We start from the raw sequence: 11,988 nt of genomic DNA, 5'->3' as shown, positions 1-11,988 counted from the left end.
CTGGCCACCGTCGAGGAAATGCTCATGGACTGCGTCCGCGGCGAGGACGCGCTGCTCACCGAGGCCTCACAGCACCTCGTCGAAGCGGGCGGCAAGCGGTTCCGGCCGATGCTGGTGCTGCTCGCCTCCCACTTCGGCGACCCCGCCGCGCCCGGCGTCGTGCCCGCCGCCGTCGTCGTCGAACTCACCCACCTCGGCACCCTGTACCACGACGACGTCATGGACGAGGCGACCGTCCGCCGCGGCCAGGAGTCCGCCAACTCCCGCTGGACGAACACCGTCGCCATCCTCACCGGCGACTACCTGTTCGCCCGCGCGTCCGACCTGCTCGCCGACCTCGGACCCGAATCCGTCCGCGTTCAGGCCCGCGCGTTCGCCCGGCTCGTCCGCGGCCAGATCCAGGAGACCGTCGGCCCCGGCCCCGACGCCGACCCCCTCAAGCACTACCTCCAGGTCGCCGCCGACAAGACCGCGTCCCTCATCGCCGTCTCCGGCCATTTCGGCGCCCTGCTGTCCGGGGCCCCCTCGCACGCCGTCCACACCGTCACGTCGGCCTGCGAGAAGATCGGTATCGCGTTCCAGCTGTCCGACGACATCCTCGACATCGCGTCCGAGACGGAGGAGTCCGGCAAGACCCCCGGCACCGACCTCCGCGAAGGCATCCGCACCCTCCCGATGCACCACGTCCTCGCCGGCATCGGCTCCGGCCCGGACGACGCCCGCCTCCGCGAACTCCTCGTCCAGGACCTCTCCGACGACGCCCTCCACGCCGAGGCCCTCACCCTCCTGCGCGCCCACCCCGCCATGGACCGCGCCCGCGCCGACCTGCGCCGCTGGGCCGACGACGCCCGCACCGAACTCCTCACCCTCCCCGCCATCCCCGCCCGGGACGCCTTCACCGGCCTCTGCGACTACGTCGTCTCGCGTACCGGTTAGAGGCTCGTCGAGCGGCCGGTCGTGCCCGGACGCATCATCTGTCGCGCCGTTGGGTCGGCAGGAGGTCCGGCCAGACGAGCCGCCCCGCCACGCGCATCTCACCGATCACTGTCCGTGACCCGCACCGCGCCACGACCGGGTACGTGTCCGGCACGGCATCGCGCCGCACGGTGGCGGCGCCGCCCACGGCCCGCCCGGTGAACGCCTCGGACGTCGCCGGTCCCGGCGCGGCACACCCGGGAACGGAAACCTCCACCGTCTCCCCGGGCCGCGCCATTCCCGGCACGACCGTCACCTGATCGTGCCCCGGCCCGTTCCCGGCCCCCGGGGCCACCAACCCCACCGCGATGAGTGCCGTACCCGACATGGTGACGCTGACCAGACGCAACGAGGCTCCTCGACTCCGGCGAACAACGACCGGCACTGTAGCCCGTCCAGGCGGTCCCGGGCACAAGATCCAGCCGACCGGTGGCCGCCGCGAGCTAACCTGAGGACATGTTCGGCTTTGCGAAGACCCAGATGGTCTCTCCGGAGAAGGCACTCCCCGGCAGGGACGAACCCATCCCGGTGCCGCCGCGCCACGAGGTTCTCGACGCGCCCTTGGCCCCGCCCTACCCGGACGGCGCCGAGATCGCCGAATTCGCCCTCGGGTGCTTCTGGGGCGCCGAGCGCATGTTCTGGCAGGCCCCCGGCGTCATCTCCACCGCCTCCGGCTACGAGGGCGGCTACACCCCGAACCCCACCTACGAAGAAGTCTGCAGCGGCCAGACCGGCCACACCGAAACCGTCCGAGTCGTCTACGACCCGACCAAGGTCTCCTATGAAGACCTCCTCCGCACCTTCTGGGAGTCCCACGACCCCACCCAGGGCATGCGCCAGGGCAACGACATCGGCACCCAGTACCGCTCGGCCATCTTCCACAGGACCGACCTCCAGCAGAAGGCCGCCGAAGCCTCCCGCGACGCCTACCAGCAGGTCCTCACCAAGGCCGGCCACGGCCCCATAACCACTGAGATAAGCAAGGCCACCGACTTCTACTACGCCGAGCACTACCACCAGCAGTACCTCTCGGACAATAAAAACCCCGGAGGATATTGCGGCATCGGCGGAACGGGCGTGTCCTGCCCGGTCGGCGTTGCGCCCGCTGAGTGACCTTGCGCGGGGCGCGTCACGGCTCTGGTCCGCGCGGCCCAGGACAACGACTTCCGTGTGGTGATCAGTGCACTCACACCGATCGAAGCCCAGGACGTCCGGACCAAGCCGGACAGGCTTCGCTGGTACCTGTCCAGGCTCCGCATCGATCCGGTCGGTGTCGCCACGACCGAGTAGATGAAGCAGTGTTCAGACTCGGAGCCAGTCCACCGGTGAGGGGCGGTTCGCGCTGGCGTCCTTGCAGAGTGCGGGAATGTGGGAGCCGTCACTGGAAACGACCTTCGAGGGACCGGTGGCGCTGGCAGCGGTGGCCACCACCAAGGCGTCCACGACGCAGTCGTGGCCGGAGAGGCCGGTGGAGTTCAGCAGGGCGGCAGCCGCGTCCGCGAGTTCCTCGGTGACAGGAACGATGGTGAGCCTGGAACGCAACCATGCGAGCCGTCTTCCTGCCTGTCCGTCGCGACGCTGCTCGGCGATGGTGACGGCACTGATGACGGGCACGAATTCCTCCCGCACCGCCAGCTCCAGGCGTGCCGTCATGCGGCGGTCATCGTCGGCGAGGAGCGACAGGCCCTGCGCGTCCAACACGAATGCCGGACCGATCAGGGCAGCCGGCCTGGTCACTCGCCCCGCCATGCGGCCTCTGCCTCCGCCAGTTCCTCCTGTGTGAACTCTCCGTGGCGGGTGACGTGATCGTCCACGATCTCCTGAGCCTGGAGGAGGGCCAAGTGGCGCTCGGCTGCGGCATTCAAGAACTCGGAGAAACCGCGTGCTCCCGTGCGGGCCTCGATCTCTTCTACGACGGACTCGCGCAGCGTGACCGACTTCTTCACGGTCTTGCCATGGCTTTCGCCTGCACCCGCCCCCAACACCCGCTGCTCCGTCCCCGAGGAAGCAGGCGGACGACGTCTCCGCTTGCGCGGCTTGCCCTGGGGGGTGATCGCGCCGTCACGAGTATCGGCCATGATCTGACAGTACTACCAAGAGTAGGATAGTTGGATGGGGTGAAGGCACTCTGTGTCGTCGTCGTGGAGTTCGGGCCTGGGGTCAGGTGGGGTTCAGGGGGTCGTAGCAGTCGTAGTTGCGTTGGGTGAAAATCTTTCCGTCGCGGAATTCGAGGAAGGTCGCGATGTGGGCCCGCAGGGTGTGGCCTGCGGGGACGTCGCCCAGCTGGACCGCGGTCGTGCCGGTCCAGAGCACTTCCAGGGCGACCTGGTCGCCCATGGCCAGGGCGTTGAGCACCTCGAAGTTCTGCGCGCTCAGGCCCTTGCGGCCCGCTTCGGCCGCGGCGCGCAGGCCCGCCAGGTCGCGGACGTTGCCGTCGGGAAAGAGTGCGTTGGGCAGTTCGTGGTGGGTGGCGTCGGGGTGGAAGAACGCTGCGAGTTCCTCGCCGGTGGCAAAGCCGGAGACGGCGCGGTGGTAGTGGATCGCGGTGTCGATGTTGCGATGCATGTCTACAACCGTAGTTGTACAACCTTGGTTGTCAATGGTCGAATGGTCTCGTGGCATCCTCACTCGACCCGCGGTCGCTGGACACCGGAACGCTCGCCCTCTTCGCCGGCCAGGCCGCCGCGGCACTGGTGCAGGATCAGCTGGCCGACCAGGGCTTCGGTGATCTGCGGTTCTCGCACGGTTACGTCTTCCAGCACCTGATCGACGGTGAGCCCACGGTCGGTGAACTGGCCGCGCGACTCGCGATGACCCAGCAAGGTGCCTCGAAGGTCGTGGCGGAGCTCGAAAGGCTCGGTTACTGCGAGCGCACGCCCGATGCGAGCGATGCCCGGATACGGCGGGTTCGGCTGACCGTTCGGGGCCGGGACGCGGTGGACGCGGCGCGGGGTGCGCGCACAGCTCTGGATCGGCGGCTCGCCGAGCGTTTCGGCGAGAAGCGTCTGGCCGAGCATCGGGATCTGCTGGTCCGGCTCCTGGACGAGCTTGGGGGAACGCCCGCGGTGGAGCGCCGGGCCGTGCCGCCGCCTAGGTAGCGGTTGCCGGTTTGTGGATTCGGTAGCGCAGGTGCTGTACTCCTGGAGCGTCCATGGCACGGAGCAGTTCCAGTTCGATGTGGTCGGGCGGCATGTTGTCGAACAGGCGGCGGCCCTGGCCGAGCAGGACGGGCATCAGCTGCAGTTCCATCTCGTCCAGCAGGCCCGCGCGGAGGCACTCCTGGGCGGTCGCGGCGCCGTGCAGCAGGATGTCGCGGCCGTCGGCGGCCTCCTTGGCCTGCGCGACGCAGGATTCGATGCCGCCGGTGACGTAGCGCGCGTGTCCCGGCGCCGGGGGTCCGGCTCGCCTGGGCCGACCGTCCGGCGGCGAGCCTGAGCGACGTCACCGCGGGTGATCTCGACCTCAGCCTGCGCCAGCGGGAGATCCGCCGCCCCGGCGGCTTCTCCGACGAGTTGCGCGCGGTGCTCGGGGACGGCAGGTCGACATGGGGGCTGCTGACCGTGTTCCGGGAGGCGAAGCGCCCGTACTTCTCGCCGGCCGAGGTCGGGTTCGTCGCGTCGCTGGCCGGACTGATCGCCGACGGGGTGCGGCGGGGCCTCCTGCTCGACGGCGCACGGGACGGGGACGGTGACGTCGGCCTGCTCGTCCTCGACGCCGACGACGGCGTCAGCATGTCCAACCGGGCGGCGGACCGCCGGCTGGACGAGCTGGGCAGCGGTGACAGGGCCGGCGCCCGGCTGCCGCTGGTCGTGCCCGCCATCGCCCGCCAGACCCGCGCCCTTGCCGGTTCGGCGCCCGGTCCAGTGTCGGCCGGTGTCCGACCGGCCAGGGCCAGAGTGCGGACCCGGGTCGGTCACTGGCTGATCGTGCGGGGCTCGATGCTGGGGGACGGGCCGGAGGCGCCGGTCGCGGTCATGCTCGAAGCGGCCCGCCCTGCCGAAATGGCGCCTCTGATGGTCGACGCCTACGGATTCACCGACCGAGAGCGGCGAGTGACGGAGCTGGTGGCACAGGGCCTTTCCACCAGGCAGATCGCGGCCCGGCTGCACGTGTCGTCGTACACGGTGCAGGACCACCTGAAGTCGATCTTCGCGAAGTCGGGCACCGGTTCACGCGGCGACCTGGTCGCCCGGCTGTTCTTCGATCACTGCGCCGACTCCCTGACATCCGGGGCCGCGGCGCGGGCCACGGCGCCCTCGGGAGACCGCCTCTCCGAACGGCCGCTCGACGTGGCCGACGCCGATCAGCACGAACGCTGACGTGTACGCCGAAATGGTCCCGACCCCGGTCGCCGCGCCCCGCGATGCTCGCAACGACGGGCTGAGGAGGATGGGCGTATGGAACTGAAGAAGGGGTTGCGGGCCAAGACGTCCGTGGTGGTCGAGGAGGCGGACACGGCCGTCCGGCTCGGGAGCGGTGACGTTCCGGTGCTGGGTACGCCGCGGCTGCTGGCGCTGGCGGAGGCCGCGACGGCCAAGGCGGTCGAGGCCTGCCTGGACGAGGCCATGACCTCGGTCGGGACGCGGGTCGAGCTGGAGCATCGGGCGGCCAGTCCCGTCGGCGTGCGCGTGACGGTCGAGGCCGAGCTCACGGATGTCGACGGCGCGCGGCTCGTGTTCGCGTTCAGCGCCGCCGACGAGCGGGGCACGGTGGTGGGTGACGGCCGCGTCGAGCGGGTCGTCGTGGACCGGGAGAGGTTTCTCGCGCGGCTGGGCCGGTGAAACGCCGTCAGTACGGCAGGAGGCGGCCGGACGGCGTCCGCAGGTCGGGCGGGCTCGGTTGACGTGGGGGTTTGGGACGCTTGATGAGCTGCTGCCGTGCCATGGTGATCATCTCCCCCCATCGGGCGGGGCTTAACCCGTCGATCGAGCCGATGTCGCGTTGTACCTCCTACGACGTACCCGTAGCGTGCGAGGTTCGATGAGCTTATGCGACGGACACTGCCGGTTCGACCGATTTCAAGAAAGCGACTGTCGCGATATGTGTCCGAATGGATACTTTCTGCAATGACCGAGAGTGGTCGCAAGTTGCGGGCCCGGGGGCCGGGAGTACCTAGGAGACGATGTCGCGGGTGCGGAAGCGGCGGAATGCGATGGCGAACAAGACGACGGCGTAGGAGATGGAGAGGGCCGCGCCCTTGGCCATGCCCGTCCATTGGATCTCGGGTTGGAGGGCGTCCATCCAGGAGTACATCCAGTGCGTCGGGAGGAACTCGCGCCAGGTGCCGAGCGCGGTGACGGCGTCCAGGATGTTGCTCACGATGACGAGGCCGACGGCGCCGCCGACCGCACCGAGCGGCGAGTCGGTGGTGACGGACAGCAGGAAGGCCAGGGACGCGACGACGAGCTGGGAGACGAGGGCGTACCCGACGATGATCGCCATCCGGCTGAGCGCGGTGCCGGCCGGGACGGTTCCGCCGGTCGGGAGTTCGACGCCGCCCCAGCCGAACCCGGCCGTCCCCGCGATCAGCGACATCAGCGGCAGGCTGACGACGGCGAGGACCGCGTAGGAGAGCGCGACGACGAGCTTCTGCCGCAGGAGACGGGCGCGCGGTACCGGCGCGGCCAGCAGGTAGCGCAGCGACGACCAGCCCGCCTCGCTCGCGACGGTGTCGCCGCAGAACAGCGCCACGGCGACGACCAGCAGGAAACCCGTCGAGACGAACAGGGTGAAGAGGGCGAAGTTGAGGGCGCTGGACGTGGCGACGTCGACCAGGCTGGGCGCGCCGTCCGGTTCCGGGTCGCCGCCGAGCTTGAACGCGGCCACCAGCACCCACGGGAGGACGAGCAGGATCCCGAACGCGACCAGGGTGCGGCGCCGCCGGAACTGGCGGACGGCCTCCACCCGCAGCGGAAGGGTCCGGCGGACGTTGTAGGCGGTCATGAACGCTCCCCGATGATCTCCAGGAAGGCGTCCTCCAGGCGACGGCCGGAGGACCCGACGATGTCGGCGACGGGACCGGCGGCGACGCGGCGGCCACCGGCCATGACGACCGCGTGCGTGCAGGTCTGCTCGACCTCGGCGAGCAGGTGGCTGGAGACGATGACCGTCCGCCCGGCGGCGGCGTACCGGACGAGCACCTCCCGCATCTCGCGGATCTGCGGCGGGTCGAGGCCGTTGGTCGGTTCGTCCAGGACGAGGAGGTCGGGCAGCCCGAGCATGGCCTGGGCGATTGCGAGGCGCTGCCGCATCCCCTGCGAATACGTGCGGACGGCACGGTCGAGGGCGGACCCCAAGTCGGCTATTTGCAGCGCCTCGTCCAGGTGGGCTTCGTCCAGGGGGCGGCCTGTGGCGCGCCAGTAGAGGTCCAGGTTGTCGCGGCCGGAGAGGTGGGGCAGGAAACCGGGCCCTTCGACGAAGGAGCCGAGCCGGGCCAGGACGGCCGCACCGGGATGGACGTGATGACCGAAGATGCGGATCTCGCCTGCATCGGGATGGATCAACCCCATGAGCATGCGCAGCGTCGTTGTCTTCCCAGCACCGTTCGGGCCGAGCAGCCCCAGCACCTGGCCCTTCTCCACCCGGAACGACAGGTCGGCGACGGCCAGGTGGCCGTTCTTGTACGCCTTCGTAAGGCCCGTTATCTCCAGCGGGACGTCGCCGTCCTTGTCGGGGTCGTGCCGGCGGCGTCCGGGCACGGCGATGAGCAGGGCGAGAACGAGGGCCGCCGCCGGCAGCGCCCAGACCCACGCCGGTACGGGCGTCGGCGCGGTCGTCAGCGAGGGGACGGCCGGGACGGTCAGCGGCGACACCGCCCGCACCTTGTACGACGCCGGCGCGGCCGGGGTGGCGAAGCCCATGTCGGTGGTCGCGATGACGAGGCGGATCCGGTGGCCGCGGTCGAAGCGGTGGTCCATCGCGGGGAGCGTGACAGTGACCTCGCCGTCGCCGCCGGACACCCGGAAAGGTGCGGCCAGCCGCCGCGCGAGCGTCGCCGTCCCGCCGGGCGCGACGTCGTAGAGCTTCGCGAACAGCGGCCCGTCCCCGTCCACCTTGAGCCGGACGGTGGCCGCGCCCGTCAGCTGGACGGGACGCTCCAGCGGACGCGTGTCGAACGTCGCGGACTGACCGGGCATTTCGGCCGGCAGCCCGCCCCCGAGAGCGCTGAGAGAACCCGCCGAACCCAGCGAATCGAGTGAGCCGAGCCCGGGCAGCGCGGAGATCGACGCGGGGGACCCGCCGGCCGGATGGTGGATCGTCTGCTGCTCGCCGCTCAGCGGCAGATCCACGGGGCTGCCGGAGAGACCCGGATATGTACGGGTCGTCGCCTCCTCGATGACGACCTCCTGGGTGGACGAGTCGAGCCCGCCCGCCCGCGTCACCGTGAAACCGTCCGGCGACGGCGCGGCGGAGCGTTCGAGCCGCGCGTCGAAGAAGCCGAGGACCAGGTCCTCGATCCGCTCGGTCTCGGGGGCGCCGCCGTCATGGCCGCCCTGGAACCAGACCACCGACACCGGCGCGCCGTTCGCGGCGATCGCGCGGGCGTTGGCGTCGGCGTGGCCGAGCGGGAACAGCGAGTCGGACTGCCCCTGGACGAGCAGTGCCGGCACCTTGATCCGGTCGGCGACCGAGGCCGGGCTCGACCGCCGCAGCGTTTCGATCGCCGAGTCGGTGGGACGGCCCTTCTCCGCGACCTCCTGGTACATCTCGCACAGGGACGGCAGGAAACGGCCGCATGCCGTACGGCCCGCGCTGCCGGTGAAGAACAGGCCCGCCCACAGCTTCTTGAAGACGCCGTCCGAGGGCCCGGCTCCGGTCGCGTCCGGGAACAGCGCGTCCGGAAGGCTGTGCCACGTGATCATCGGCGCGATGGCGTCGACCCGCGCGTCGTGGGCGGCGGTCAGCAGCGCGATCGCGCCGCCGTACGACTGGCCCGCCATGCCGACGCGCGGGTCGCCGGGCCCGTCGAGCCGGACCTCCGGGCGCCGCGCCAGCCAGTCGATGAGCTGCCGGGTGTCCTTGACCTCATAGTCGGGGGAGTTGAGCGCGATCTCCCCGGTGGAGCCGCCGAATCCGCGTGCCGACCACGCCAGCACCGCGTATCCGGCGCGGGCGAGGCCGCGGGCCTCGTCCGCCACGTCCCGCTTGCTGCCGCCGAAGCCGTGCCCCAGCATGACCGCGGGGGCCTGGGCGCGGCCGACCGGCTTGTAGAACGTGGCGTCGATGGTGACGCGCTGGTCGTCGCCGGGGCCGTCGACCACGGCGATGCGCTGGTCGACGGTGTGGACGGGGGCCTCGCCGCCCGCCGTGAAGCCCCAGCCGGCGCCTCCGCCGGCGAGCACGATCGCCGCTCCGGCCGCGGTCCAGCGCGTGACCCGTCCCGTCCTGCCCCACCGCGCCCGGAGCGCCCCCAGCCTCATGGTCAGAACCCTATGTGCGCGGCGTCCCCGGGCCGGACGTCCGGCCGGGCGGGTCAGGAGGCGGGGAGCGGGGCGAGGGCGGCGGTGAACATGGCCGTCAGCCGGTCGGTGAGTTCGGCCGGGTCGGCGGCGCGCAGGTCGTTGAGGCCGAGCAGGCGCCGGACGGGCCCGCCGCCCATGATGATCGTGGACGCGAGCAGCGCGCGGGCGCGGGCGTCGGGCCCGTCGAGCTGGGCGACGATCGGCTCGACGATCACGTCCTCCAGGTAGTGGAGGAGGATCTCCTTGACCTCGGGCTGGCCGGCCGAGCGGTCCAGCATCCGCGACATCGCGGTGACGGGGCCCTGGTCGAGCAGCCGGACGAAGTGCTCGGCGAGCCGGCGGGGCAGGCCGGCGGGATCGCCCGCGATGACTCCGCGGATCACCGACTCGCCGGTCAGGACCTCCGCGAACAGCGCCGCCTTGGAGCCGAAGTACCGGTTGACCAGGGCCGTGTTCGCCTCGGCCCGCGCCGCGATCATGCGGACGGTGACGCCGTCGTAGCCGTGCTCGCCGAACAGGTCGCGGGCGGCGTTCAGGATGCGGCGCCGGGTCGCCTCACGGTCGCGCTTCGGCCGCCGCGCGGCGCCCTCGCCCCCGCCGCTGCCGGCGGACGGCGTGGTGCGTCCGGTCTCCTGCTCGACCTGCGTCATCACTCCCGCCCCCTTCGCGCTTCGGCCGCCTCACTCGCCGGCCGCCTCACTCGCCGGCCGCCTCACTCGCCGGCCGCCTCATCCGCCGGCCGCCGTCAGTGCCAGAATCTACCGAGGTTGCATGTAAACAAGCGTCTACATAACATACATGCACAGCACAGGTAATCAACTCGGTGGTCCGTCGGGCCGCCGGCATGGGGGCAGGGTGGCTCAGGCGAGCGTGGCGTCGCACGGTGCGGCGGCGGAACCGGCGAGACCGCACTACACGCACCGTCAGATCTTGAAGATCCTCTCCGGTCTGATGATGGCGATGCTGACCTCGATGCTCTCCACCTCGGTCATCGCCACCGCGCTGCCGACGATCGTCGGCGACCTCGGCGGCCAGGACCAGCTGTCCTGGGTGGCCAGTGCCGCGCTGCTGACCATGACGGCTTCGACCCCGCTGTGGGGCAAGCTGTCGGACATCGCCGGGCGCAAGCTGATGTTCCAGACCGCCCTGCTGATCTTCGTCATCGCCTCGGTGTGCGCCGGGCTGTCGCAGAACGTCGGCCAGCTCATCGCCGCCCGCGCCGTCCAGGGCCTCGGCGTCGGAGGGCTGTCCTCGCTCGCCCAGGTCATCCTCGGGGACGTCGTCGAGCCGCGGCAGCGCGGACGCTACGCCGGCTACATGGGCGCCGTCTTCGGCGTCTCCACCGTGGCCGGGCCGCTGCTCGGCGGGTTCATCGTGGACGCGGACGCCCTCGGCTGGCGCTGGTGCTTCTACGTGTGCGTCCCGCTCGCGGTCGTCGCCTTCCTGGTCATCCAGCGGGTCCTGAAAATGCCGAGGGTGCGCCGCGACACCCGCGTCGACGTGTTCGGCGCGTTCACCATCACCGGCAGCGCCGCCACACTGATGCTGCTGCTGTCCCTGGGCGGGACGGAGTTCGCGTGGAACTCCGCATGGACCTACATCCTGGCCGGGGCCACCGTCGTGCTGGTCGTGCTGGCGATCGTCGCCGAGCGCGGCGCCCGCGACCCGATCCTGCCGCCCCGGCTGTTCCGCAACCGCATGTTCGTGCTGACGTCGTTCGTCTCCGTCTGCATCGGCATGGCGATGTTCGGCGTGATGATCTACATGCCGCAGTATCTGCAGATCGTCAAGGGGATGAGCCCCACGGCGTCCGGCCTGATGACGCTGCCGCTGGTCATCGGCATGCTCGTCACCTCGACCGGATCCGGGCAGGTCGTCACCCGGACGGGCCGCTACAAGATCTTCCCGGTGCTCGGGCTGGCCTGCGTCGCCATCGGGATGTTCCTGCTGTCGCGGCTGCACACCGACTCCCCGACGGTGCTCATCGGCGTGGACCTCGCCGTCCTCGGCATCGGGATGGGCCTGACGCTGCAGATCCTGATCCTGGCCGCGCAGAACGCCGCCGCGTCCGCCGACCTGGCCTCGACGACGTCGGGTGTCTCGTTCTTCCGCAACCTCGGCGGCGCCATGGGCGTGGCCGCGTTCGGCGCGATCCTCACCAACCGGGTGGCGAGCGAGATCGCCTCCGGCCTCCGCGCGGCGGGCGTCCGCGGGACGCCCGGCGGCGGTGAACTCGGGTCGCCGGACGAGATCCAGCGGCTCCCCGAGCCGGTCAAGGGCATCGTGCAGGACGCGTTCTCCAACGCGCTCGAGACCGTCTTCCTGGTCGGCATCCCGGTGGCGCTGCTCGGATTCGCCGCGGTCCTCGCGCTGAAGGAACTGCCGCTGCGCGGATCGGCGAACCGCGGCAAGGCGGCACGCGCCGGCACCGGCGGCCACGGAAACGCCGGCGGCACCGACACCCGCGGCACCGACACCCGCGGTACCGGAAACACCGGCGGCCCGGGGGAGAACCCGGTGAAGGACGTCGCCGTCGGGCCGCTGTGAGCGG

Annotated in this window: 13 protein-coding genes; 6 read left to right on the top strand and 7 right to left on the bottom strand. The window is 71.1% G+C overall.

Translation table 11 applies throughout. The features are described from left to right. Window positions 1-18 precede the first annotated feature (18 nt). Entirely contained in the window at window positions 19-936 is a 918-nt protein-coding gene (locus ACGFK0_RS16825) for a polyprenyl synthetase family protein (RefSeq protein WP_392905984.1), read from the top strand. Between the two features lie 495 nt (window positions 937-1,431). Beyond that, on the top strand, window positions 1,432-2,088 hold the full coding sequence (msrA, locus tag ACGFK0_RS16820; RefSeq protein ID WP_392905664.1) for a peptide-methionine (S)-S-oxide reductase MsrA: 657 nt from the start codon (window positions 1,432-1,434) through the stop codon (window positions 2,086-2,088). 189 nt (window positions 2,089-2,277) lie between these two features. Here the strand turns inward: msrA and ACGFK0_RS16815 are convergent, their stop codons facing one another. The 3 genes from ACGFK0_RS16815 to ACGFK0_RS16805 all read right to left on the bottom strand — a co-directional run bounded on the left by ACGFK0_RS16815 (window position 2,278) and on the right by ACGFK0_RS16805 (window position 3,540). Next, a complete protein-coding gene (locus ACGFK0_RS16815) occupies window positions 2,278-2,724 on the bottom strand; it encodes a hypothetical protein (protein WP_392905661.1) in 447 nt (148 codons plus the stop codon). Continuing rightward, window positions 2,709-3,053 (bottom strand): hypothetical protein, encoded by a 345-nt coding sequence (locus ACGFK0_RS16810; protein ID WP_392905659.1) that lies wholly within the window; start codon window positions 3,051-3,053, stop codon window positions 2,709-2,711. Before ACGFK0_RS16810 ends, ACGFK0_RS16815 begins: the two co-directional genes overlap by 16 nt. 82 nt (window positions 3,054-3,135) lie before the next feature. Further along, the gene (locus tag ACGFK0_RS16805; RefSeq protein ID WP_392905656.1) at window positions 3,136-3,540 is read right to left on the bottom strand and encodes a nuclear transport factor 2 family protein; all 405 of its coding nucleotides are present in this window, start codon (window positions 3,538-3,540) and stop codon (window positions 3,136-3,138) included. Between the two features lie 50 nt (window positions 3,541-3,590). Here ACGFK0_RS16805 and ACGFK0_RS16800 point away from each other — a divergent pair, with 50 nt between their 5' ends. After that, window positions 3,591-4,073 carry a MarR family winged helix-turn-helix transcriptional regulator gene (locus tag ACGFK0_RS16800; protein WP_392905654.1) on the top strand — a complete coding sequence of 161 codons (483 nt, stop codon included), beginning with the start codon at window positions 3,591-3,593 and terminating at the stop codon, window positions 4,071-4,073. On the opposite strand, the gene ACGFK0_RS16795 is transcribed toward ACGFK0_RS16800, so the two are convergent. Continuing rightward, entirely contained in the window at window positions 4,066-4,278 is a 213-nt protein-coding gene (locus ACGFK0_RS16795) for a dihydrofolate reductase family protein (protein ID WP_392905983.1), read from the bottom strand. The two genes, ACGFK0_RS16800 and ACGFK0_RS16795, sit on opposite strands and share 8 nt — an antisense overlap. Before the next feature lie 218 nt (window positions 4,279-4,496). Here ACGFK0_RS16795 and ACGFK0_RS16790 point away from each other — a divergent pair, with 218 nt between their 5' ends. Continuing rightward, a complete protein-coding gene (locus ACGFK0_RS16790) occupies window positions 4,497-5,294 on the top strand; it encodes a LuxR C-terminal-related transcriptional regulator (RefSeq protein WP_392905981.1) in 798 nt (265 codons plus the stop codon). 78 nt (window positions 5,295-5,372) lie between these two features. Then, entirely contained in the window at window positions 5,373-5,756 is a 384-nt protein-coding gene (locus ACGFK0_RS16785; RefSeq protein ID WP_392905652.1) for a thioesterase family protein, read from the top strand. 331 nt (window positions 5,757-6,087) lie between these two features. Here ACGFK0_RS16785 and ACGFK0_RS16780 read toward each other — a convergent pair whose 3' ends face one another. Genes ACGFK0_RS16780 through ACGFK0_RS16770 form a run of 3 tightly spaced genes read right to left on the bottom strand, consistent with a single transcriptional unit; the run spans window position 6,088 to window position 10,087 of the window. Next, a complete protein-coding gene (locus ACGFK0_RS16780; protein ID WP_392905650.1) occupies window positions 6,088-6,918 on the bottom strand; it encodes an ABC transporter permease in 831 nt (276 codons plus the stop codon). Next, window positions 6,915-9,395, bottom strand: a complete 2,481-nt coding sequence (locus tag ACGFK0_RS16775; RefSeq protein ID WP_392905648.1) for an alpha/beta fold hydrolase — start codon at window positions 9,393-9,395, stop codon at window positions 6,915-6,917. The genes ACGFK0_RS16780 and ACGFK0_RS16775 overlap by 4 nt, the downstream gene beginning before the upstream one ends. A 53-nt stretch (window positions 9,396-9,448) precedes the next feature. Then, window positions 9,449-10,087 (bottom strand): TetR/AcrR family transcriptional regulator, encoded by a 639-nt coding sequence (locus tag ACGFK0_RS16770; protein ID WP_392905646.1) that lies wholly within the window; start codon window positions 10,085-10,087, stop codon window positions 9,449-9,451. A 148-nt stretch (window positions 10,088-10,235) separates the two neighbouring features. On the opposite strand from ACGFK0_RS16770, the gene ACGFK0_RS16765 reads away from it, so the two are divergent. Further along, window positions 10,236-11,984 (top strand): MDR family MFS transporter, encoded by a 1,749-nt coding sequence (locus ACGFK0_RS16765; RefSeq protein ID WP_392905644.1) that lies wholly within the window; start codon window positions 10,236-10,238, stop codon window positions 11,982-11,984. The last annotated feature ends 4 nt before the right edge of the window (window positions 11,985-11,988 follow it).

Source organism: Spirillospora sp. NPDC048823, assembly GCF_043198445.1.
In the GTDB taxonomy this organism is placed as follows: domain Bacteria; phylum Actinomycetota; class Actinomycetes; order Streptosporangiales; family Streptosporangiaceae; genus Spirillospora.
The sequence above is the reverse complement of the archived record's forward strand: the minus strand, read 5'-3'. Positions and strand labels throughout refer to the sequence as shown.

Coding starts and splice junctions, on each gene's coding strand:
- ACGFK0_RS16775 (WP_392905648.1), bottom strand. CDS start 9,395: ATGAGGCTGGGGGCGCTCCGGGCGCGGTGGGGCAGGACGGGACGGGTC.
- msrA (WP_392905664.1), top strand. CDS start 1,432: ATGTTCGGCTTTGCGAAGACCCAGATGGTCTCTCCGGAGAAGGCACTC.
- ACGFK0_RS16805 (WP_392905656.1), bottom strand. CDS start 3,540: ATGCATCGCAACATCGACACCGCGATCCACTACCACCGCGCCGTCTCC.
- ACGFK0_RS16810 (WP_392905659.1), bottom strand. CDS start 3,053: ATGGCCGATACTCGTGACGGCGCGATCACCCCCCAGGGCAAGCCGCGC.
- ACGFK0_RS16815 (WP_392905661.1), bottom strand. CDS start 2,724: ATGGCGGGGCGAGTGACCAGGCCGGCTGCCCTGATCGGTCCGGCATTC.
- ACGFK0_RS16765 (WP_392905644.1), top strand. CDS start 10,236: ATGCACAGCACAGGTAATCAACTCGGTGGTCCGTCGGGCCGCCGGCAT.
- ACGFK0_RS16825 (WP_392905984.1), top strand. CDS start 19: ATGCTCATGGACTGCGTCCGCGGCGAGGACGCGCTGCTCACCGAGGCC.
- ACGFK0_RS16780 (WP_392905650.1), bottom strand. CDS start 6,918: ATGACCGCCTACAACGTCCGCCGGACCCTTCCGCTGCGGGTGGAGGCC.
- ACGFK0_RS16785 (WP_392905652.1), top strand. CDS start 5,373: ATGGAACTGAAGAAGGGGTTGCGGGCCAAGACGTCCGTGGTGGTCGAG.
- ACGFK0_RS16770 (WP_392905646.1), bottom strand. CDS start 10,087: ATGACGCAGGTCGAGCAGGAGACCGGACGCACCACGCCGTCCGCCGGC.